Origin of the sequence: Legionella sainthelensi, from assembly GCF_900637685.1 — a bacterium.
Lineage (GTDB): Bacteria > Pseudomonadota > Gammaproteobacteria > Legionellales > Legionellaceae > Legionella > Legionella sainthelensi.
The window spans coordinates 2,314,445-2,337,029 of the sequence record NZ_LR134388.1 but is presented as its reverse complement, the minus strand read 5'-3'; the positions used below and the strand labels follow the sequence as shown (position 1 = coordinate 2,337,029).

Genomic DNA, 22,585 nt, shown 5'->3' with positions numbered 1-22,585 from the left:
CTCATTTTTATTCAATATAAGTAAAATTATCCATTATGCCATTTAATCCAAACCTAATCATGCCTCCACTGACATTGATTTATGAGATCTATCCTTATTCCAACATCATGGCATGTCTACAGGACATCGATTAAGAGGCTCGCCAATGGCTGTCGGGTTACCGTAAACATGCAATTTTTAACTTTAGTGAGCTATTGCATTACACCTGTTAATAAAAATTGTAATGAGGGTAGGGGAATTTTGTAACTAATCTTAAAAATTTCAGATAGCTGACTCTACTCATATGCATTAGTTCCCCTTGATGAGTTGATCCAATGCGTTACCAATATCTTTAGCCCTCATTAAGCTTTCTCCGACAAGAAAGGTGTTTATACCATGAGATTGCATCAAACGAATATCTGCATGATTATTTATCCCACTTTCCGTAATAGTTATTCTATCATTGGGAATATAGTGTTTTAAATCAATACTCAACTGTATATTTGTATGAAACGTATGAAGACTGCGATTATTGACTCCTATTAATGGAGTAGGTAAACGTAAAGCACGCTCAAGTTCTTCTTGAGTATGGCTTTCTACAAGGACGGCCATACCAAGCTCCTGAGCTAATTGGCAAAACTCAATTAACTGGGCATCATCAAGTAATGCGACAATAAGTAAAATACAGTCAGCACCTAAGGCCAAGCTTTCATAAATTTGATAAGTATCCAGGATAAAATCTTTGCGCAATACCGGCAGGTTGCTGTTCATTTTTGCTTGAGCAATATAATCCGGATGGCCTTGGAAAAAGTCAATATCAGTAAGTACAGAAAGACAACGTGCTCCATGCAGTCCGTATATTGTTGCAATTTCTGCTACATTAAAATCTTCTCGAATGATTCCTTTGCTGGGGGAGGCTCGTTTAATCTCAGCGATAATGGCGGGTGTTTCTTGATTTTTTAGGGCATTAAGGAAGTTTCTTTGCTCCATCATGGGTTGTTGCTTTAGTAAATCTAATGGCTTATTTTTCTTAGCCAAACAAATTTCTTCTAATTTTTTTGAGTAATACGTTCTAGGACACTATTCATGATTTGATTCTTTATTTAAAGTTTGAGTTAATTGGCGAAGTTGTGTAAAGCATTGCTTCGCTTGGCCGCTATCTATGGCGATTTTAGCGTGTTCTAATGCTTGTTCAAAAGATAGTTCGTTACCAGCACAATAAATGGCTGCTGCGGCGTTTAAGAGTACTATATCCCGTGCTGCCCCTAACTCTCCGGAAAATACAGCTTGGATATAATCTAAACTTTGATCAGGTGAATCAATAATGATTTCATTTAAGGAGTGATGCTTGATGCCATAATCTTTAGGATTGAGAATCCAGTGATTATATTTTCCCTCTCGATATTCAATGATATTTGTGGGAGCAACGATACTGATTTCATCCAATCCATCTTGAGAGCTAACAACTAATGCTCTTTCACTTCCTAAACGAGCAAGAACCGAAGCAAGGGGCTTTTGCCAAATTGCTGAAAATACTCCTACCACTTGTCTTTTTACACGAGCAGGGTTAATTAATGGACCAAGTAAGTTAAATAAAGTTCTAACTCCTAATTGTTGACGCGCAGCCCGAGCGTATTGCATCGCTGGATGATAATGGGGGGCAAATAAAAATGCTAAGCCACATTGGTTCATACAAATTTGCATTTGTTCATCTGTAAGATTTAGTATAAATCCTGCTTTCTCCAATAAATCGGCACTTCCACTACGACTGGAGACTGACCGATTACCATGTTTTGCAACAGGAAATCCTGCGCTTGCGACGACAAAGCTACAGGCAGTAGAAACATTAAACGTGTTTTTTCCGTCTCCACCAGTACCTACTATGTCAGTTAAATTTGTACCTAATTCTATATGATGAGCTAATTGCTGCATCACTTCTGCTGCTGCAATTAGCTCATCAGTCGTTTCACCTTTCATACGCATAAGCGCTAAAAAAGTAGCAATTTGAACATCGCTATATTCACCAGACATAGAAGCATGAAGAACATCGTGCATTTGCTTACGGTTTAAATTTTTTTTTGCAATTAGGTGTTCAAATAGAAGATTAGGTTTCATATTTTAAAAAATTTTCTAATAGTTTTAGTCCATGCTGACTTAATATTGCCTCTGGATGGAATTGTAGTCCAAAAATGGGATATTGACGATGTGAAATTGCCATAATTGTATTATCTGACCATGCATCAATCGATAATAAATCAGGCAGACTGTCTTTATCCACTGCAAGGGAATGGTATCGGGTTGCTTTGAATTGATTCGGAATATTTGTAAATATTCCTTGTTGATTATGTATAATAGTTGATGTTTTTCCATGCATTATTTCTGGTGCAGATATAATTTTACCACCAAAAACTTCCGCAATACATTGATGCCCTAGGCAAATTCCTAATATAGGTATATCTTGATAAAAATTATAAATTACTTCCATTGAAATACCGGCATCCTTGGGAGCTTTGGGACCAGGAGAAATCACTAGGTAGCTAGGATTAAGCTTTTTTATTTGCGTCACGCTAATTTGATCGTGAGTGAAAACAATTACTTCTTGGTTTAAGCATTGAAAATATTGTACTAGGTTGTAGGTAAATGAGTCGTAATTATCGATGATGAGTAACATATTAAATTAAAATTTGATTTATAATCGTAGTTTGACGTAGTCGCTGATATTTTCGAGTTCTGTTGCGCTACGTCCCAAATGTTCTTTCTGTTTTCATTGATCTAAGTAACGCATGGTTCAAATGCATTTTTTAGTTCAATTTAGTGAGAAATTCTCGAGAACCAACTGCAGGACGTTGCTTACCAAGCTTTTCTTAGTGCTATTAATCTATGTTTATAAAGTAAAGTCTTCACCTAAGTAAACAGCCCTTACCTGTTGGTTGGCCAGTATAATATCAGGTGTTCCTTCACACAATATTTTTCCTTGGCTGACAATGTAGGCGCGCTCACAGATATCCAAGGTTTCTCTTACATTATGATCAGTGATAAGTACCCCAATGCCTTTATTACATAAGTGTTGAATAATTTTTTTAATATCAATCACTGAAATGGGATCGACTCCAGCAAAAGGCTCATCAAGTAAAATAAAAGAGGGCTCTATGGCTAAGGCTCTTGCAATTTCAACCCGTCGTCGCTCTCCTCCTGATAAGGACATACCAAGACTTTTGTCTAGATGGGAAATGTGAAACTCTTGAAGCAATAGGTCAAGTTTTTCTTCACGAGCTTGTTCGCTTAAATCAGCTCTCAATTCCAATATCGCCATAATATTTTCTGCAACAGTAAGCTTACGAAATACAGAGGCTTCTTGGGGGAGATAGCTAATTCCTAATCGAGCTCGTTGATGCATGGCACTTGAAGTAATCTCTTTCTCAGATAAAAAAATTTCACCTTCATCACAAGCTTGTAGGCCTACTATCATGTAAAAACAAGTCGTTTTTCCAGCACCATTAGGTCCTAACAATCCAACACATTCGCCTTTGTTTATGTGAAGGGTAATTCCATCAACCACGGTGCGTGATTTAAAAGATTTTTTGAGGTTTCGTGCTTCTAGAATACTCATGATGGTTTCTTTTCTGGATGATAAATAATCATTATTCTTTTGCTGCCATCGCCCCGAGATAAAACATGCTGCTTTTCAGTATCATAACTTATTTTTGTTGCAGAGAATGAGTTACTTCCTTGTTCAACACGAGCATTTCCTATTAATTCAATTAAATGACGTAGTGGATAATAACGTATGGTATCAGCATAGGCATGAAGAGGCGGTTTCTTAGGATCTGTCGTTGTCCAATAATGAGCCTGCTGTCCTGGGGCTCCACTCGCGATGGCTACAACAAGCTGATTTTTTTCATTACCAAGTGTAATTGCTTTAGTTGCTCGTAGATTTGTTGTTCCTTGAATTAATTCAACATTGCCCGTATAAATACCTTTATGTTGTTGTTGACTCAAATCTGCTGAGTCGGCCATCACATGCATTACTTTTTCTTTATCTTCGGACAATGCGTATGAAGAACAAGCAAATGTTAAAAAAAACCATAAGCTAAACCAAAATTTACAGTGATGTGAGGCCTTGTAACTAACCATTCGCTGGAACATAACTTCCTCGGGCTCGATGAAGTAACTCTACTCGTTTTTCATCTAGATAAGCATTCATTCCAGTAGATTGAATGACGTTACCTGATTGTTCATAAGTTACTAAAACATTAGAAATTGCTTTTTTTTCTTTTGGAAAGTAGGTGACTTCTTCTGTTTTTAAGGTACTTTCTTGTGATTTACTTCCTCTTTTCTGATGTACAATCACGTTACCAAGAAACGTGACTTGTTTCCCTCCTTCAATCGACTTGCCTTTTTCAGAACGAATATCCCAAGGTGGTTGTTGTTCATCTTGGCTTACAATGATATGAGGATTTTCAAATAAATAAACATTGCCTTTTTGAATATGTTGCATGAGTGGTGCGGTTAATAAATTTGTGAGCGTACCTTTTTGATTAAACTGGCGTACTCTTACGTGAGCAATTGTAGTGTCTACTGAATTTGCCAAAGTTTCGTGATCCAGGCGAATTAGTGTTGTAGAGTGGCTGTAATACCATCCTGAGCATGCTAGAAGAATTAATGTAAAAAAAGCCACATGAATTGTTTCGCTGCGTTCATTGTTTTAAATAACCTGCTATGGCTAAATCCATTTTGCTCTGTGCGTTAAGAATAAAGTCGCATAATTCTCGTACAGCTCCACGACCACCTGGTAAACTAGTTTGCCACATAGCAATTTCTTTAACTAAATATGTTGCATCGGCAACAGCAACACTAAGTCCTACCTGTTGCATAATAGGGATGTCTGGAATATCGTCACCTATGTAAGCGAATTGCTCATCTCTTAGGTTTAGTGTCATTTTGAGCTGGTTGTAAGCCTCTTTTTTATCTCTTTTATCTTTATAATAATGAAAAATACCTAATTGCTGCATGCGATGATCAACTAACGGATTATGAGAACCCGTAATAACAGCAACTTCAATTCCGATTGCCATAAGTAGTTTTAAGCCAACGCCATCATGAATATGAAATGTTTTCTGCTCATTACAATGGGTATCAATGTATAAAAAACCATCTGTGAGTACTCCATCGAGATCACAAATTAGGCATTTCACATTTTTTGCTTTTTCTATTAGCTTGATCATTAAAACACACCAGCCTTTAACAAATCATGAAGATGAAGCACGGCGGCAGGCCTTGTATCCTCATCAATAACAATCAGTGACGTTATACTGTATTTTTGCATCATAGCCAAGGCCTCAGCAGCAAGCATTCCTTTATAAATAGTGCGTGCATTACGCGTCATGACTTCTTTAATTGGAGTAGTGTTAATGTCATATTGACGTGTTAAAGTGCGTCGAATGTCTCCATCAGTATAAATACCAGTAAGGTATCCTTTCTTATCAACAACACAAGTCATGCCGAGTTTTTTATCGGTGACTTCAATAAGAGCTTCACTGACAGTCGCATTTTCATGAACGAGCGGTAATTGTTCGCCTTGGTGACAGAGCTCGTCAATACGTAATAAAAGCCGTTTGCCCAAGGAGCCTCCAGGATGAGATAAAGCAAAATCTTCTTCACTGAACCCTCGCGCTTGCAAAAGAGCAATAGCAAGTGCATCTCCCATCACCAATGCTACTGTGGTACTGGTTGTAGGTGCCAAGCCAAGAGGGCAGGCTTCTTGTTTAATACTGACATCTAAATTAACATCGGATGCTTTTCCCAAGGCAGATTCAGGATTGCCAGTTAAGGAGATAAGTGGAACTTCTAAGCGCTTCAATAAAGGAAGTAAAGTAACCAACTCCACAGTATTACCTGAATGAGATATGGCGATTACTGTGTCTTGTCGGGTAATCATTCCCAGATCGCCATGACTTGCTTCACCAGGATGCATAAAAAATGAAGGACTGCCTGTGCTGGATAAAGTAGCAGCAATTTTATTGGCTATATGCCCAGATTTTCCCATGCCAGTTACAACGATCCGTCCTTTACAGGCAAGCAATAATTCACAGGCCTTTTCAAATCGGTTATCAATTCGCTGGCTTAGTTCAAATACTGCTTGTGCTTCAGTTTCAATAACGGCAAGGCCTAGTTTACAAAAATTCATAAGCTTATTTCTTGTTTTATTGATTAATTTTAATTCTAACAAAAAAACATTTGAATAAATAGAATTAAATCGCTCATTTTTTTTTGTGATCCAGTATATACTCCTACTTTTGGCTAAACCGGAAAAAGAGAGAATGCCTGAAAATTGGGTTGAAATAAAGAATTTAATATTTACTCGTGAAAAGCGCCGTATCTTCGATGGCATTAATATGAAAGTGAAACGAGGTAATATTACTGCGATCATGGGGCCGAGCGGTTCTGGAAAGACGACTTTATTGCAGCTAATTGGTGCACAATTAAAGCCCGATAGTGGTGTTATTAATGTAAATGGTCAAAATATGCATCAATTGCCTCGAAAAGCTTTATATGAAGCAAGACGTAATATGGGGCTTCTTTTTCAAAGCTCCGCGTTGTTTACTCATCTATCAGTATTTGAGAATGTTGCTTTTCCTCTAAGAGAACATACACAATTAAATGCGTCCATGTTACGTAACATTGTATTGATGAAACTTGAGGCTGTTGGTTTACGCGGAGCCGTTGATTTAATGCCTGCTCAGTTGTCTGGTGGAATGGCACGACGAGTTGCTTTAGCACGTACAATCGCGTTGGATCCAGAGCTTATGATGTACGATGAGCCCTTTACTGGACAAGATCCTATTTCATTGGGAGTTCTGGTTCGACTGATTAAAAGATTAAATGAGCTGTTGCATACGACAACGATTATTGTCTCTCATGATGTAGAAGAAACGTGTTCAATCGCAGATTATATATATCTTATTTTTGGCGGAAAAATCATAGGAGAAGGAACACCGCAGGAATTATTACAATCTACTGAACCTCAGGTGAAACAATTTATGCATGGGGAAGCAGATGGAGTAGTGCGCTTTCATTATCCTGCCAGGCCTTATACAGAGGAGCTATTAGATGTTTGAGTTCATAACACGTATAGGTAGTCGTGGTTCACGAATCTTACAAGACTTAGGTAGTTCTGGTTTATTTTTATTTCTCATGTTATTCAGAAAACCACATATTTCGAAGCTATGGGCTCTGGTACGTTATCAAATTTATTTTGTTGGTGTATTATCCTGCTTAATTATTATTGTTTCTGCGTTATTCATTGGGATGGTTGTTGGTTTACAAGGCTACAATACTTTGCAAAAATTTGGTGCTTCAAGTCAGTTAGGTCAATTATTAGCTTTAAGCATCTCGAGAGAACTTGGACCAGTAATCAGTGCTTTGTTGTTTGCAGGTCGAGCTGGTTCTGCTTTAACTGCGGAAATTGGCTTAATGAAAGCAACAGAACAGCTGTCCAGCATGGATATGATGGGTGTTGATCCTTTAGGCAGAGTTATTTATCCTCGATTTTTAGCTGGTTTTATTGCTTTACCTCTTTTAGCATTAATCTTTTCAGCTGTAGCCGTCTTTGGAGGGTATTTTATTGGAGTACATTGGTTAGGGGTCGATGCGGGAAGCTTTTGGTCCAATATGCAGGCAGCAGTTGATTTTCGTATTGATGTACTCAGTGGTATTATTAAAAGCTTAGTTTTTGCTTTTGTTGTAACCTGGATATCAGTGTTCCAGGGGTTTGAATGTGTGCCTACTGCAGAAGGTATTAGCCAGGCGACGACTAAAACAGTGGTTTATTCTTCGCTTGCAGTGTTAGGACTTGATTTTTTGTTGACCGCGATGATGATTGGAGACTGGTAAATGAATAAGCAACGTTACGTAGATTTTAGTGTTGGCCTGTTTATGTTGCTTGGTGTATTGGCTTTATTGGTTATGACCATGAAAGTGAGTAATTTCTCAAATTTCATGTCTCAAGACCATTATCAGGTAACTGCAGGGTTTACTGATATTGGTGGTTTGAAAGTTCGGGCACCTGTTACAGTGGCTGGAGTTAAAATTGGAGAAGTAACTCGTATCGAATTGCAACCCGGTGAGCTGAATGCCAAAGTAACAATGCGCTTAAGAAGTGATAAAAAAATTCCATATGAAGATACTTCAGCGCGAATTTTGACAGAAGGGTTGCTTGGCTCAAACTATATTAGTATTGTGCCCGGTTTTGAAGACGAAGAGAGTAAAGACCATCCTTATTTACAAAATGGAGATGTGATCGATAAAACTCAAGAAGCAATCATTTTAGAAAATTTAATTGGTCAATTGCTGTTTAACATTAAAAAATAAGGGTTAAAGAACATGAGAATAATAAAAACCATCTTATTCGTTATAGGTGTGATTGGATCTCCAGTAATGAGTGCAGCGCAAAACTCTCCTATTCCTATGCTAGAGGAGACTGCTAATAATATTATTGCAACCCTCAAAGAAAACAAGTCCAGTTTGAAAAGCAACCCTAATATTATCTATAAAGCTGTTGAAACACATTTGTTGCCTATTGTTGATGTGGTTGGAATGTCTCGTTCTGTTTTAGGGAGGCAAGCATGGACCAAAGCGACAACTGCACAAAGAGCTCAATTCTCTAAAGCATTTACTCGTCTCGTTATTCGTACTTACTCTAGTCCTTTAGCTCAATATGCCGATGAGAGTGTGCAGTTTTTGCCTTTAAGAGGTTCTTTAAATTCCAGATTTATACGAGTCAATAGTATTATAGTTCGTACAGAAGGCCAAAACATTCCTTTATCTTATAGCCTTGTTGATAAAAATGGCCAATGGAAAATTTATGACATTAGTGTGGAGGGTGTGAGTTTGTTACAAAGTTTCAGATCGCAATTTGCCCAAGCATTACAAAACTCCAGTATTGATGATGTGATTCAATTAATGGAAAAGAAACAGCTTAAAAGGGCTTCTTAATTGTGAATAGAGTTCATTTTAAACCTGATGTAGATCTGACATTTAAGTCAGTAGTAGAAGTACGGGCAAAACTATATCAAGCTTTGATCGATGATAAGAGTGATCTATTCACTCTTGATTTAAGTAACGTAAAGCATTGTGATAGTGCGGGTTTAGCATTGCTGATTGAGGCCAGAAAGCTATGTAAAAAAAGTAATAAAGCTTTTGAAGTAATTGGAATGCCTGCTGAAACACAATCTTTGGCAGAGTTTTGTGGTGTAAAGAGTATTTTAGAAACAGTATAATGTACTTCGATGATCTATGTAGCCTGGGTAGAGGCATAGCCGTAACCTGGGTTTTCTTTTTATCTGGACGATAAAATATAGGTTGAATGCAACTTTTCAATAAGTCGAGGAACGTAGAAAAAGGTGGTTTTTCCAGGATTTAATAAGATCTTACGATTGAACTGCCTAACAGTTTGTATTTATTTCAATTTGTGAGCTAATTTTAATGTTGAAGAACGAAGAAATCGAACAGAAATTTAAGGCCATTGAAGATGTTTTTTACGTTAAAGTGGAAGGGGATGGTTATCACTATCAAATAACCATAGTAAGTGATATCTTTTTAAATAAACCCAAAGTAGCCAGGCAACAATGGGTCTATACGCAACTGAAAGAATTGATCACCACTGGCAGGCTTCATGCAATTAACATGAAGACGTGGACAAAAGAAGAATGGGGGAAGCAACATGGATAAATTATTAATTAATGGCGGTAAAGCATTACATGGTGAAGTGGTTATTTCTGGGGCGAAAAATGCGGCTTTGCCAATAATGGCCGCGAGTTTGCTTGCAAGAGATCATGTAACGATTTCAAATGTACCTCATCTTAAAGACATCACAACAATGATGGAGTTATTAGGTCAATTAGGTGCTCATTTAATTGTTGACGAAAAAATGAATGTCCAGGTTGATGCCAGTCAAGTGAATGAATTTGTTGCCCCTTATGATTTGGTTAAAACTATGCGGGCCTCAATTTTGGTATTGGGGCCTCTGTTAGCACGTTTTGGTAAAGCAGATGTATCTTTACCGGGAGGGTGTGCTATTGGAACGCGGCCTGTCGATTTGCATTTGAAAGCATTAAAATCAATGGGTGCTGATATTACTGTTAAAAATGGTTACATTAACGCTCAATGTAGACGTGGTCGTTTGCAAGGCAAACGCATCATGTTTGATACAGTTACAGTCACTGGTACTGAAAACATATTAATGGCCGCAACACTTGCTGAAGGAACGACGGTCATTAAAAATGCAGCACGTGAACCCGAGGTAGTCGATTTGGCTCATTTTTTAATTCAAATGGGCGCTAAAATTTCAGGTGCCGGAACTTCCATTATTGAGATTGAAGGTGTCTCAGATCTTTCGGGTGGAGTTTATTCTGTAATGCCAGATAGAATTGAGGCAGGAACATATCTGGCGGCTGGAGCTTTGACTCGTGGACATGTTACGGTTAAGCGAGTTCGCCCTGATACTTTGTTATCTCAATTGTGTAAATTTGAGGAGGCAGGAGCTGAATTGGCTATTGGTGAGGATTGGGTAAGTCTTAATATGAATAACCAGCGTCCTCAAGCGGTTAATATTTCTACTGCTCCGTACCCAGCTTTTGCTACAGACATGCAAGCTCAATTTATGGCAATGAATTCAATAGCTGATGGCTCTTCGACTATAGTTGAAACAATATTTGAAAATCGTTTTATGCATGTACAAGAATTACAGCGTATGGGCGCTCAGATTCAGCTGAATGGTAATACCGCAATAATTAATGGTGTTGAGCGGTTAACTGGTGCACCCGTGATGGCAACTGACCTACGTGCTTCAGCCAGCTTGATTTTAGCTGGCTTAGTTGCTGAAGGTGAGACGTCAGTTGAGCGTATTTATCATGTAGACAGAGGTTATGAACGTATAGAAGAAAAATTATCTTTATTAGGTGCTGATATTAAGCGAGTTTCTGACCGGTGATTACTCGAGAAGAACTCTCATTGTACCTGCAGCAATTATTGGGTTGCGAACGTTATAATGATTATGCACCTAACGGAATTCAGGTTGAGGGTAAACCACAGATTAATCGAATTTGCACTGCAGTGACTGCTTCTGATGAGGTAATTTCACAAGCAATCTTATGGAGTGCAGATGCCCTTTTAGTCCATCATGGATATTTTTGGCGTGGAGAAGCGCCAATGATTACTGGAATGAAACGGCATCGAATTAATAAGCTTTTGCGAAATGATATTAATCTGTTTGCGTATCACTTACCTTTGGATTGTCACTCTGAATTTGGAAATAATGCCTGCTTAGCTAAATTGTTTGAAGTCGACTTGATCCATATGCACCGTGCAGGCACTACAGACAATTTGCTCTGGTCAGGAAAGCTGTCGCAAACAATGAGTCATACAGAGTTTTCAGAGTTTCTAGCAAAGAAATTGCAAAGGACTCCATTGCTTATTGTGGGTAGCGATAAACCCATCACAAATATTGCTTGGTGTAGTGGCGGTGCCCAGGATTTTATAGAAAATGCATACCAATTGGGTGTGGATGCTTATCTTAGTGGAGAAATTTCGGAGCGAACCTATTATCAGGCAAAAGAATTGGGTATTCATTATTACTCTTGCGGCCACCATGCAACAGAGCGATACGGAATCCAGGCTTTAGGAAATCATCTAGCATCTCAATTTGAACTTGAGCATTTATTTATTGATAGTGAGAATCCTATTTAATCACAGTTTGAGTCTCGGTTCTAACTGCCGTTCAGAAAAACAGGTGTAATGCTTCTGATAGTAAATGTAGGTTCATTAGGCTTTGTTGACAATTTATCCAAAAATAATCTTTGTATGCTAAGAGCGAAATTAGATGTGCTGCATTGAATACATCAATGGTGATTAAGCTGTATAATACACACTTGTGTGGTGTAGTCTCATCAGCTAACATGAGTTAATAGTCACTAAAGGATTGTTTTTAATGATTAATTTCAGATTTTTTTTGTTTTTTGTTTTTATATTTTTTTCTTTACAAGGCTATTCGAACACGGCTGAAAAACAAAATAAGGCTTTTCGTAGTTTTTGGCATCCTACTTTCTTAGGTGAGCGCTTAGCTTATTGTACTGCTGATGGTAAAGAGTGCGGAAAATTAGTAGCTGATCGATATTGTCGAATGCTTGGTTATGATTATGCACGTCAAAATGAAATCGCTTATAACCTTGGTTTAACACACTACATCTCAACGGGAGCACTTTGCAAAGGTTGGCGCTGCAATGGTTTTATGACTATTGCTTGTGTTACTGATTTATCACATATTCCACCAAAATCATATCATTATCGAGAAAAGCGTTTTGCAGCTCCTCGTTATAATGCCTATCGAGTAGATTGGTGTTATGAGCAAAAACAGGGATGTGGTATGCGGGCTGCGAACTCTTTTTGTAAGCGAATGAGTTTCATAAAAGCTAAATCATTTGTTAAAGAAACTCAAGTAGGTGCTACTAAAACAATAGGAAGCGAGGAGCTATGTTTTGGTAATCTGTGCAATGCGTTTAAAACGATAGTGTGTTATCGATAATTTAATTATTGATGGTTTCCTACTATATTAATTATAAGAGAAAGAGAGAGGATATAAAGATAAAGCTTAGGATAAGTATATGAGTATTAGTGACAGGGTTTATATCATTGATAATAATAAAAGTCGTGGTGAAAAAATACGCACTATACTTGACTTTATCGGTGAATCAACTGAAGTTGGCATGTATGGTAAATGGCAGGTTCTTGTTGAGCCGAATCCAAATGCAATTGTTCTTGGTGCAAGTGAGTCACTTGAGGAAACTCTGCATGAACTCGATGCATTAGTAAATAAATTTGTCAAAACGCCAATCATAGTTATTGGCAAACAATTAAATGATACACAATGTATCTTGCGAAATGTCGTTTCCTGTCAGCCCTTTCCATTTAGCTATGTGCAAATAATGGAAGCATTGCACCAATGCAAAATTGCCCAAGAAACAGTTAAGTCTATAACTATGGGTAATCATAGAAATCCTTTATTTCGAAGTTTAGTAGGGAATAGCTTGAGTATTCGCACGGTGCGTAGGTTAATTGAACAAGTAGCTGATACTGAGGCTAGTGTTTTGGTTTTAGGAGAGTCGGGTACTGGAAAAGAGGTAGTCGCGCGCAATATACACGCATTTTCATCAAGAGCAAATAAGCCGTTTATACCTATTAATTGTGGCGCTATTCCAGGGGAGCTTCTTGAAAGTGAATTATTTGGTCATGAAAAGGGGGCATTTACAGGGGCAATTACTTCGAGGCAGGGACGATTTGAATTAGCGAATAGTGGTACTTTATTTCTCGATGAAATAGGTGATATGCCTTTACCCATGCAAGTTAAATTGTTGCGTGTATTACAAGAACGTTGTTTTGAACGTGTTGGTTCAAATAAAAGTATTGATGTTAATGTAAGAATTATAGCCGCAACCCATAGAAATTTAGAAGAAGCAATCAAAGAAGGAAAATTTAGAGAAGATTTATTTTATAGACTGAATGTGTTTCCTATTGAAATGCCGCCATTAAGAGAAAGGACTGAAGATATTCCACTTTTATTTAATGAATTGATTGCACGTATTGAAAGTGAAAACAGACCAATTGTTCATCTGATGCCAGATGCAATGGCGGCTTTGTCAGAGTACAGTTGGCCTGGTAATATCAGAGAGTTGGCTAATTTAGTGGAGCGATTGACAATTTTGTATCCTAAAGGTATTTTAAGTAAAGAAGATCTACCACAAAAGATACGTGGTGAATATAAACCCTATTTTGATTTAGATACTCCGGATTCAGAACGAGAAGCTTTATTACAGGTCATCAGCCAGGGAACAGCGTCAAATACTGAAGGCATCGATTTAAAAGAACATTTGGTCAAAACAGAGTTAGCTCTTATTAGCCAAGCTTTAAATGAATCAGATTGGGTTGTTTCTCATGCAGCAAATTATTTGAATATGCGTCGCACCACTTTAGTTGAAAAAATGAGAAAATACGGTCTGACACGTCCAGAGTGAGTTTACAAGCCCGATTTTTTTGTCACGTTAAGGCATATACGAAAAAACTTTCTGTTTTCGTACAGATACCAGCTTAAAGTGGCTATACGATTTTGCGAAAGGAAGCGATGTCATTCCGGGGTGAATACTCTACCTATGCTTAATTCATAAATTTGACACCATTGTGTGAACGTTCACGCTCTAGGAGATAATATTGACATAATACCATTTAGATTTATATAGCTCGGATTCAAAAAACTATCCAGGCTTAACTAGCTATTATCCTGCAAGTAAGCCTGTGATAAAATATCTGATGTGAAATAACATCAATTGTTATTTTTTGCTATCATCGTTAATTGGTGCATCGACGGCTTGTTCTTCTGGATTTGGTCTTTCCTCTGGAAGAGGTTTATTTTCAGTTATTACTTCTTCTTTTATAGGTTGTGTCTCTGGAACAGGGGTACTTGCAGCCTTTATTTCCTCTGTAGGAGCTTGTGTCTTTGGTTGTTCACTTTCACCTCCTGGCTGTGTTCTATTTTCTTTATAAGATTGGACAATCTCCCCTACGCTTTTTTTGATGTCCGTATATAGTTTGCTTGTCATGGAAGCTAATTCCTTGAGATCAGGTAATTTTGATTTAAAGTCACTCATAACTCACTCCACTCTGTAATATAAGTTAATTATATACCATTATCCTAATTTCATCAGATCAATCATTTATTGTGTTAATTTCCTGAATATTAAAAGCTTTCTAGCCGTGTTTAACCCCAAGGATGCATGAGCTGCATTACTGGTTTAAGCAGTTTATTCGCCAGAAATGTTTTAGGGGGAACGGTAAGTTTAAATGTTTTATAGGATGAGATTTTTTCTAAGAGATAATCATCACTTGTACATAATCTATCAATTAACTTTAGATCAAACGCGTCTTTTGCCAACCAATGTTCACCAGTCGATACTTTATCTATATCCAGTTGATCACGATTAGCAGCCACGTAATTCCTGAATGCGGCATGTATTTTTTCTAAGTCATCCTGGGCTTTTTCTCTACCTTTTTCTGTGTTTTCTCCGAAAAGAGTTAATGTTCGCTTGTATTCTCCGGCTGTTAATAATTCGATATCAATATCATGTTTTTTAAGCCATCGATGAAAATTGGGTATTTGTGCTACAACACCTATAGATCCAATGATTGCAAAAGGGGCAGCAATAACTTGATTCGCAACGCAGGCCATCAGATAACCACCACTTGCAGCCATTTTATCAATACTCACAGTTAGGGGAATATTTCTATCGCGAATACGTTGTAATTGTGACGCAGCTAACCCATAACTATTTACTACCCCGCCTGGACTATCTAAACGAACTAGAACTTCATCTCGAGACGTTGCGGTACAAAGTATCGCATTAATTTCTTCTCGTAGTTGTTCTACTTGTGAGGCCTTGATATCTCCATGGAAATCAATGACATATAACGTGGATTGCTCTTCACTTTTCTGCTTTTTTTCTTTGGAGTTTTTTTGCCGAGAATTTCTTTATTCATTAGAGATGCGATGTGATCATAGTGTTCATTCAATGAGGTGATTTCTAGCTTGTTTTTCGGTTTGCGGCTAATAGCAAAAAAGCCAGCGAATACTACCAAAATTGAAACGACAACAGTTATAGCTTTTAAAAGGAACATACCATATTGACTTAAAAATTCCATTATTCACCCTTCAAATGAAACAAAAACAAATTATGTCGCTCAATGGGATAGTTCGCAAGTGTATAATTTAATTTATAAGCTAAAAAACCAGATCTCTGAGGAGGCATAAGCCCAAACAAAACTTTTTTTGCCCGAAGCGTGGATATACACTATCATGCATAATTGGATGACAAATCAGGATGCTTTTTGCAATTTAAAATAACTACAATTGGATTGTATTGAGCATTCTTCAGGGGATCTGACTCTCTTGCCTGATAGAACTTGATAGTGAATTTGAAAGATGTGCAGAAAAAATTACCATTTATTCATCTAACACTGGGAACTTTTAATATGTAGAGTTTCCATATCCAATATGAAAAAGCTTCTGAATCAGTCAAATCATAAACCAAATGAAAAAGGACTTGCTTTTACAAGTACTTTGAGATGTAAATCCAATTGCTTGTTTGTATTGTTATTAATTGAGCCGAATGAGGAAATAGTGAAAACAAATATGCGTAATTTTGAAATAAAAGAAGAAGGCCATCGATACTATATCGGTATTGATCTCAATTATAGTCCAGAAAATCTTGCGCCGGATGACTGTGCGAGTTTAGGTGATGATATTTATCAACATTTAGAATGTTTGTCTATTAACGGTTTAAAACCAACAGAACGAAGCAAATGGCATATGACAATTGGTTGGTTAGAAAATAAAAGCTCTGAATATACCCCGATTGCAGATGAAACATATAAAAAATATTACCTTATATTGCACAAATAATTACTCAATTTCAGAGTTTAGAATTAGAGATAACAAGCTTTTCTGCAAATTGGGGAAAAACAGCGCTTCATGCTGATTTTGAGGAGAAAACAGGGCAGTTAGAAACTCTACGAAAACAGATAAAACTAATGGTTGAAAAAGTAGCTTCTGAAGTAGAGTTTAAAACGGCATGGCCTCATGCGCTAGTGGCGCAAACTTCAAAACCACCTATAGACATCACCCAAATCACTCCTCTCAATACTGGTAAAACTTATCAAATATCCAATATGAGTTTTATGTATTATGATGAACAAACCGATAAAAATATTATTACAGATCGTTTTGCAACAGCTCTTAGTAATAAATCAAATAAAATGTTCTCGGGGCGATTTTTTCAATCTGAAAAGTCAAATATGGTGAACTCGTCTCTGCAGAGGTTTCAAAAGAATGAAGAAGGGCATGGTAACGCTCTCGCCAAATGGTAATTTTGTAAGTTTCAAACTCTGTCCAAAACCAGGGTTTGAAACAGTTTTAATAGTTTGTCTCTGTATAGACGGATTATTGCATGAGAAAATAAAAGTAGAGACTGTCTGAAAGCGAATAAATACAGTAAGATGAACATAAAAACCACGCGTTATTACCAATGACATCAATGGAAAAATGGTTGCAGTTAACACTATTTTTTAATTATGATTTGTTCAGAATACGAAAGCTCATCTTTTTTTCAGCATGCTCTCTTGTGGATATTTATTATGTCAGACACTTTATGTTTCAAGCGCCCATAAGTAGATGCCTGACGCTATATTGGATTTCCCTTTTAGTGAATAAAGTACTTTATATTTAGTTATGCACATTTTCTGTGGATAAATCTGTTTATATTCTGTCAGATTCCGTATAAAAATAGATCCTCTCTGGATGAATTAGTATTGCCCAATATGATCTTCAAAATCTCCCTAACTTAAAGGATAGTAGAGTATGTATGCGTTCCGCTCTCTTACATTCCTTTTTTAAGCCCTAATATCGCCAAATTAATTGCAATCATGTCGATGTTTCATATTCTCAGGGGTTTGATGTGATTTTCTTTAATTCCTGTGAAATAATTTGATATATCGAGAAATTACGATATACTAATTTATATGAATCGATTAATTGTTTTAAAAGCGCTCTCTAATAAAAATCGCTTACAAATCCTTGAATGGTTAAAAGAGCCAAGCAAACACTTTACTTCATCGCATTGTGATGTAAGCACTGATGGTGTTTGTGTGGGGTTAATTGAGAAAAAAATAGGTTTATCACAATCCACGGTCTCCCAATACCTTTTGCAACTTGAACAGGCTGGGCTTATCATCATGGAACGACGAGGCCAATGGACTTATTATAAGCTTAATAAACCCTTTATTAGTGAATTTATGGATCAACTTAAAAGCGTATTATAAAATTTTTTATCTCTATTAATCGAAAATTTGCGATATATAGATATACTTAAAGGAGCTGCTATGAATCTTGATTTATTGTTATCACCATTCCAATTGACTAAAGACCTTCGGTTAAAAAATCGCATTGTAATGGCTCCAATGACGCGTAATATGGCTAATGATGATCTTAGCCCAACGCCATTGATGAAAGATTATTATACTCGAAGGGCTGATGCAGGATTAATTATCACTGAAGGAACCATTATTTGTGCCGATGCAAAAGGGTATAGTAATGCTCCAGGCATTTTTACCCGTGGGCAGATTGATGGTTGGCGCCAAATAACAGATTCAGTCCACGCGCACTCAGGCCATATTTTTTCACAAATTTGGCATGTTGGTAGAGTATCGCATCCTCATTTTTTAAATGGTCAATTACCTATTTCAGCTTCAGAAACAATAATGACAGGCAGAATAAATCGAGCTGTGGGTTTAAACTATGGAATTTCCCGTGCAGCTACGTTAAACGAAATAAAAGACATCATTCAAAGTTATGCAATTGCCGCTAAAAATGCAATCGAAGCTGGTTTTGATGGCATCGAAATTCATGGTGCCAATGGTTATCTCATCGATCAGTTTTTACATTACAATACCAATCATCGAGGAGATGCCTATGGAGAAACTCCAGAAAATATGGCGCGTTTTGCCCTAGAAGTGGTTAAAGCCTGTGGTGAGATTATTGGCTATGAACGAGTAGGAATTCGACTTTCGCCGGGTGCCTATCTTAATGAAATTATTGGCGATAACCGTGATGCGCTTGTATTTAAATATTTATTAGAGCGACTCAATCAAGTTCCAATTGCCTACGTCCATACCGGTAATTTTAATGATCAGACAATCTTCTCAGAGTTGAATAATCAAACTATGACAAGCTTCATCCGTTCGCATTACAAAGGGACACTTATTGCTTGCGGGAGTTATGATTTCAAAGATGGACAAGATAAAATTGAAAACAATGACTTTAATTTACTTGGAATTGGCAGACCTTTTATCGCAAACCCAAACTTAATCCATCATTTACATAATAATGAAATGATTCGTCCTTATGAAGGGAGCATGTTGCAGTCATTATATTAAAAGCACTCTATTGATCACGAGATGTTGATAATGCTTGCTTATCTACTGAAATCCCAGTGCTTTGGAGTCACTGATGAGGTCCATGCATATCTGCAATTTGTCTTTTTGTGACAAAAAAGATCTCATCAGCACTAATATCCTCTCTGTAACCTCTTAATGAGCATACAGTGATTTCAGTTTGAAGGATGTGTTCAATACATTTATTTATTATTAATAAAATTATCCGCTGCTTTCTTGATTACATCAGTTGAAAGAGTAACTCCAACGGAATTACATTGGTTAATAATAGTTGTTGCAGCATTGCCATTATATAAATCTAAGTCTTCAAGATAATTTTGTTGATAATGAGCTGGGGCACGCCTACTTGAAAATATTCCAGTGCCACTTCGCAAATAATCACACATAATTGCTGTTTCAACACTTTGTTTTTGATCGCCACTAATATTTTCGGCCTCTGTAAATAAATAGGTTAATAATGCAACATAAGCACCTGTACGATCCTTGCCTGAACTACAATGAACTAAAATGGATTTTCCTTGAGAGATATCGTTAATTCCTTCTTTTATATAGTTACAGACATCTGCTTTTTGTTGATCTGGCAAATAAGGCAATGCTTCAATGGAGTGTATTGCTGCACCGGAAGTATTAAAAACTTTCGCTACAACTTTTTTATTATCCTTAGTAAGACAATATGTTGGGCTCTGACCTGGAGCATATTCCAAATCCAAGATTACATCTGGATTTCCAACATCAGCACATGATTTACCGGAGAAATTTTTATTTGCACGGTATAAAAGATCTGTTTTAAATAATGAAGAGCTTTTAATCTGAGCCCTGGGGCTAAAGCTAGAGCTATAATTGGGAGCATTGAACTCACAGCTTGTATTCAAGCTTGTTGCTGCATCCCTAAAATTATTTGGGTTCTTCCATTTCTTATAATCAGTAGTTAAACCATCATAGCTTGCTGCGAAAACCGACGTTGTTAACGTTATCATTGCAACAATAGATATTTTTTTTATGAATAAATGTGTTGACATAATGCTCCTTGGTAGTCGTGGATCAATATCATTTAATTTTATGAATATATCACTTATTTAGTTTCACTGAGATACTACCTAATTGATTAAGTAAATGATACTCATTGTCCTGCAAAATTTAGTAGGAGTTACAGATAAGATTTATCCGCCTGATTTTAGCTTAAAATTGCGGTGAGTTAAGGTTTGTCATAGGTAAAAATATAAATATCTATCAAGAAGTATTTATTTAATTAATCCCAAAAAAGATTAAATTTGATTTTGACTTAACCGCCGTGGCACGGCGGTTAATTTGCTGACTTATTATCTACATTATTTACATATAAGATGATTGCGCTTCATTACGATAAAAATATCAAGTACGTGATCTCTTAATAAATTAATACCTGAAGTTTGATAAAGCCATAATTGCAGAAGTATCTATAGATGGTGTCATTCCAATAATAAGAGGGCGTCGTAGATTGAAGAAAATATTTTCGTTCCCTTGAATAGTTCTCTTTTCTTTATTTTCATTCCCGTTCATAGTGTTTTTTTCTTGCTCATCTATAGTTGGCATTCCAATGTGAATCATATTGGTCCTGAAGAAACTATTTCTAGTGTTTTTTTCTTGACTGCCAGTTGTATTTTTAAGTTCTTTTTTTTCAGCCACTTGCTCCTCTATTTCTTCCGGAGAACTATAAAAAGTTGGTTCATTTAGAATTACTTCTCCACTGAGAGTCTTGGGTTTTCCAGTAAACGCAGCAGCCTCAAGTTCGGAATATCCTTCTTGTTCAACTAATTGCTTCATTCGAGTGTCTAGCATTTTTTTTGATGGGCTAGCACTCTGACCAACGTTAAGATATTCCTGTCTAATTTTCCCTTCACTTTCGTTGTCATTCCAAGAAACTGTTTTCTTTTTTTTGTTTGCCGTAAGACTAATATTATTTTCTTGATGAATGAGCACTTCTTCTTCGGTAATCATAAAAACCTCATTTTTAGCGGAAAAAATTTACGAGATTCTATCAACAAATTATTAAGAAAATATGAACACAAATAATACAATAGAAAATAAATATTAATGATTTATGTTGGTCAGCTGATTGCTTGTGATCTCTCTCTGTACTGGACAAAAAACCCTATGCAGTGGTTCTCCAAGCTGGATCAGGAATTAATTGATTAATAATATGTCTAAACTCTTTGATTTTATTATTTTTGTAGTTTGGTCTGGTTATTAAATCTCTAATAAGATCCAATCCATATCGAAAGAAACTATACTGAGGCCGTTTTTGCTTTCGGATTTTTTTAATGGGAATGGCTTTTCTAATAGCTCGCCATTCACCTACTTTGTGGGCCCATGCAAAGGCGATGGCAAGAAAGGCAATGATTTTTTCAATACGTATTATTTGAGTCACATGCGTTTCCTCAAATCGAAACCCACGTCCTTTTAAAGATTGAAACAAAGATTCAATTTCCCAGCGGCGCAAATAACATGCAATTGCATTTTTGGGATGTTGGTTTGTTACAACAATCAAGAGCTCTTCCCGAGAATTTTTACTCCCGGCCAAGTAAAGCGGTTGTCCGAATAAATGTACTCTCATGCCAAAAACCTGCTGTTGAAAAGGCTGAAGATGTGAAAATAGCTGGGCGGAGGTTTTAAATTTTTTACGTCTAATACAGATATCCATATTCCCTTTGATGCGTAAATAAAAGGGAATATTCTCTTCAATCAGCCATCCAATGAGCGTCTTATTAGTAAATTCTCTATCAGCCAGAACACCTTGTATACGTTCTTTGCCGAAGAGATTGATAAATCGCGAGATAAGAGCAATTTGTTCCTTTGCTGTCGTGTTGCCTGCTTTGTTTAATAGAGTCCAAAATAGTGGGATAGCAATCCCTTCATAGCAGACAGAAAGCATAAATATGTTTATTTTCGCTTTACCAAAAAACCAATTCGTTCGGTCAATGCTAATATACAGTTTCTCGTTATTTGTAAAAAACAAATAGAATAACCACCGCGCTATTGATGTAAAATCAAATGTATAACCAGAAAAAAAACGATAAATTCGTTTATAGCGCGAATCAATCTCCGTTTCAGATGGCATGCTTACCGCAATTTCTCTGAAATTTATCGTCCGACAGATAAATAAGCCAACTAATGCTTGAGCAAAAAAATCAATTCGTGACTTGTGCCAATTTAATTGCTGCTTTAATATCAACTTCAACTCGCTGATTTCATTCATGTATAACTCCTTTTTCGCGAATCGAAGTATACTTATTTAGTTTGATATCAGCGAGTTACCTTGCCTTCCTTCTGTATTCCCCTTTATTCCTTAATTTTTTGTCCAGTACAGAGGTGATCTCTTGCTTTCGTTTTTATTTTAATAATTCCTTAATCTATTCCATTCATAATGACAAAATGACAACCGAGATGAATAAATATTAATGCTTAAATCTAGGTTCTGTTGACAATTCACCTGCCGCCTACGTGCCGCGGCTTGTCCGCGGCATCCAGTAGATGGTCAAATTAAAAGCTGAACAACCTAATTGATTGATTAATGAAA

At 36.7% G+C, this 22,585-nt stretch carries 24 protein-coding genes and 3 pseudogenes; 14 read left to right on the top strand and 13 right to left on the bottom strand.

Going from position 1 to position 22,585, the window contains the following annotated elements; genetic code table 11:
• Positions 1 to 288: 288 nt before the first annotated feature.
• From trpC to EL220_RS10295, 8 genes and pseudogenes are all read right to left on the bottom strand, one after another.
• Positions 289 to 1,067 (bottom strand): annotated as a pseudogene (gene trpC, locus EL220_RS10330) (indole-3-glycerol phosphate synthase TrpC).
• Positions 1,060 to 2,094 carry an anthranilate phosphoribosyltransferase gene (trpD, locus tag EL220_RS10325; protein ID WP_027271259.1) on the bottom strand — a complete coding sequence of 345 codons (1,035 nt, stop codon included), beginning with the start codon at positions 2,092 to 2,094 and terminating at the stop codon, positions 1,060 to 1,062. The pseudogene trpC and the gene trpD overlap by 8 nt, the downstream one beginning before the upstream one ends.
• Positions 2,084 to 2,650, bottom strand: a complete 567-nt coding sequence (locus EL220_RS10320) for an anthranilate synthase component II (protein WP_027271260.1) — start codon at positions 2,648 to 2,650, stop codon at positions 2,084 to 2,086. The genes trpD and EL220_RS10320 overlap by 11 nt, the downstream gene beginning before the upstream one ends.
• Positions 2,651 to 2,863: 213 nt before the next feature.
• Positions 2,864 to 3,589: an LPS export ABC transporter ATP-binding protein gene (gene lptB / locus EL220_RS10315; RefSeq protein ID WP_027271261.1), complete on the bottom strand. Its 726-nt coding sequence runs from the start codon at positions 3,587 to 3,589 to the stop codon at positions 2,864 to 2,866.
• Positions 3,586 to 4,125 (bottom strand): lipopolysaccharide transport periplasmic protein LptA, encoded by a 540-nt coding sequence (gene lptA, locus EL220_RS10310; protein WP_027271262.1) that lies wholly within the window; start codon positions 4,123 to 4,125, stop codon positions 3,586 to 3,588. The genes lptB and lptA overlap by 4 nt, the downstream gene beginning before the upstream one ends.
• Positions 4,106 to 4,680, bottom strand: a pseudogene (gene lptC, locus EL220_RS10305) (LPS export ABC transporter periplasmic protein LptC). Before lptC ends, lptA begins: the two are co-directional and overlap by 20 nt.
• Positions 4,677 to 5,204 carry a KdsC family phosphatase gene (locus EL220_RS10300; protein ID WP_027271264.1) on the bottom strand — a complete coding sequence of 176 codons (528 nt, stop codon included), beginning with the start codon at positions 5,202 to 5,204 and terminating at the stop codon, positions 4,677 to 4,679. Before EL220_RS10300 ends, lptC begins: the two are co-directional and overlap by 4 nt.
• Complete coding sequence (locus EL220_RS10295) at positions 5,204 to 6,166, bottom strand: KpsF/GutQ family sugar-phosphate isomerase (RefSeq protein ID WP_027271265.1); 963 nt, start codon at positions 6,164 to 6,166, stop codon at positions 5,204 to 5,206. Before EL220_RS10295 ends, EL220_RS10300 begins: the two co-directional genes overlap by 1 nt.
• Before the next feature lie 133 nt (positions 6,167 to 6,299).
• On the opposite strand from EL220_RS10295, the gene EL220_RS10290 reads away from it, so the two are divergent.
• The 10 genes from EL220_RS10290 to EL220_RS10245 all read left to right on the top strand — a co-directional run bounded on the left by EL220_RS10290 (position 6,300) and on the right by EL220_RS10245 (position 14,045).
• Positions 6,300 to 7,097: an ABC transporter ATP-binding protein gene (locus tag EL220_RS10290; RefSeq protein ID WP_027271266.1), complete on the top strand. Its 798-nt coding sequence runs from the start codon at positions 6,300 to 6,302 to the stop codon at positions 7,095 to 7,097.
• A complete protein-coding gene (gene mlaE / locus EL220_RS10285) occupies positions 7,090 to 7,872 on the top strand; it encodes a lipid asymmetry maintenance ABC transporter permease subunit MlaE (RefSeq protein ID WP_027271267.1) in 783 nt (260 codons plus the stop codon). The genes EL220_RS10290 and mlaE overlap by 8 nt, the downstream gene beginning before the upstream one ends.
• Positions 7,873 to 8,349 carry an outer membrane lipid asymmetry maintenance protein MlaD gene (gene mlaD, locus EL220_RS10280; RefSeq protein ID WP_027271268.1) on the top strand — a complete coding sequence of 159 codons (477 nt, stop codon included), beginning with the start codon at positions 7,873 to 7,875 and terminating at the stop codon, positions 8,347 to 8,349.
• A 12-nt stretch (positions 8,350 to 8,361) separates the two neighbouring features.
• Complete coding sequence (locus EL220_RS10275; RefSeq protein ID WP_027271269.1) at positions 8,362 to 8,973, top strand: MlaC/ttg2D family ABC transporter substrate-binding protein; 612 nt, start codon at positions 8,362 to 8,364, stop codon at positions 8,971 to 8,973.
• A 2-nt stretch (positions 8,974 to 8,975) separates the two neighbouring features.
• Positions 8,976 to 9,257 carry an STAS domain-containing protein gene (locus EL220_RS10270; protein ID WP_027271270.1) on the top strand — a complete coding sequence of 94 codons (282 nt, stop codon included), beginning with the start codon at positions 8,976 to 8,978 and terminating at the stop codon, positions 9,255 to 9,257.
• A 205-nt stretch (positions 9,258 to 9,462) separates the two neighbouring features.
• Positions 9,463 to 9,708: a BolA family protein gene (locus EL220_RS10265; protein WP_027271271.1), complete on the top strand. Its 246-nt coding sequence runs from the start codon at positions 9,463 to 9,465 to the stop codon at positions 9,706 to 9,708.
• Positions 9,701 to 10,969 carry a UDP-N-acetylglucosamine 1-carboxyvinyltransferase gene (gene murA / locus EL220_RS10260; protein WP_027271272.1) on the top strand — a complete coding sequence of 423 codons (1,269 nt, stop codon included), beginning with the start codon at positions 9,701 to 9,703 and terminating at the stop codon, positions 10,967 to 10,969. Before EL220_RS10265 ends, murA begins: the two co-directional genes overlap by 8 nt.
• Positions 10,966 to 11,724, top strand: coding sequence for a Nif3-like dinuclear metal center hexameric protein (locus EL220_RS10255; RefSeq protein ID WP_027271273.1), 759 nt, complete (start codon positions 10,966 to 10,968; stop codon positions 11,722 to 11,724). Before murA ends, EL220_RS10255 begins: the two co-directional genes overlap by 4 nt.
• A gap of 241 nt (positions 11,725 to 11,965) precedes the next feature.
• Positions 11,966 to 12,559, top strand: a complete 594-nt coding sequence (locus tag EL220_RS10250; RefSeq protein ID WP_027271274.1) for a hypothetical protein — start codon at positions 11,966 to 11,968, stop codon at positions 12,557 to 12,559.
• 79 nt (positions 12,560 to 12,638) lie between these two features.
• Entirely contained in the window at positions 12,639 to 14,045 is a 1,407-nt protein-coding gene (locus EL220_RS10245; RefSeq protein WP_027271275.1) for a sigma-54 interaction domain-containing protein, read from the top strand.
• A 312-nt stretch (positions 14,046 to 14,357) separates the two neighbouring features.
• On the opposite strand, the gene EL220_RS10240 is transcribed toward EL220_RS10245, so the two are convergent.
• Positions 14,358 to 14,675 carry a hypothetical protein gene (locus tag EL220_RS10240; RefSeq protein ID WP_027271276.1) on the bottom strand — a complete coding sequence of 106 codons (318 nt, stop codon included), beginning with the start codon at positions 14,673 to 14,675 and terminating at the stop codon, positions 14,358 to 14,360.
• Positions 14,676 to 14,785: 110 nt separating this feature from the next.
• Positions 14,786 to 15,699, bottom strand: a pseudogene (gene sohB / locus EL220_RS10235) (protease SohB).
• A 502-nt stretch (positions 15,700 to 16,201) separates the two neighbouring features.
• Here sohB and EL220_RS18960 point away from each other — a divergent pair.
• The 4 genes from EL220_RS18960 to EL220_RS10220 all read left to right on the top strand — a co-directional run bounded on the left by EL220_RS18960 (position 16,202) and on the right by EL220_RS10220 (position 19,011).
• Positions 16,202 to 16,483, top strand: coding sequence for a hypothetical protein (locus tag EL220_RS18960; protein WP_232002382.1), 282 nt, complete (start codon positions 16,202 to 16,204; stop codon positions 16,481 to 16,483).
• Positions 16,484 to 16,611: 128 nt separating this feature from the next.
• A complete protein-coding gene (locus EL220_RS18955; RefSeq protein ID WP_232002381.1) occupies positions 16,612 to 16,947 on the top strand; it encodes a hypothetical protein in 336 nt (111 codons plus the stop codon).
• A 651-nt stretch (positions 16,948 to 17,598) separates the two neighbouring features.
• Positions 17,599 to 17,898, top strand: a complete 300-nt coding sequence (locus tag EL220_RS10225) for an ArsR/SmtB family transcription factor (protein WP_027271279.1) — start codon at positions 17,599 to 17,601, stop codon at positions 17,896 to 17,898.
• A gap of 60 nt (positions 17,899 to 17,958) precedes the next feature.
• A complete protein-coding gene (locus EL220_RS10220) occupies positions 17,959 to 19,011 on the top strand; it encodes an alkene reductase (protein ID WP_027271280.1) in 1,053 nt (350 codons plus the stop codon).
• A gap of 200 nt (positions 19,012 to 19,211) precedes the next feature.
• Here the strand turns inward: EL220_RS10220 and EL220_RS10215 are convergent, their stop codons facing one another.
• From EL220_RS10215 to EL220_RS10205, 3 genes are all read right to left on the bottom strand, one after another.
• Positions 19,212 to 20,048 (bottom strand): tyrosine-protein phosphatase, encoded by an 837-nt coding sequence (locus EL220_RS10215; protein WP_027271281.1) that lies wholly within the window; start codon positions 20,046 to 20,048, stop codon positions 19,212 to 19,214.
• A gap of 376 nt (positions 20,049 to 20,424) precedes the next feature.
• A complete protein-coding gene (locus EL220_RS10210; RefSeq protein ID WP_027271282.1) occupies positions 20,425 to 21,006 on the bottom strand; it encodes a hypothetical protein in 582 nt (193 codons plus the stop codon).
• A gap of 154 nt (positions 21,007 to 21,160) precedes the next feature.
• Positions 21,161 to 22,264 (bottom strand): IS4 family transposase, encoded by a 1,104-nt coding sequence (locus tag EL220_RS10205; protein WP_058390696.1) that lies wholly within the window; start codon positions 22,262 to 22,264, stop codon positions 21,161 to 21,163.
• Positions 22,265 to 22,585 lie beyond the last annotated feature (321 nt).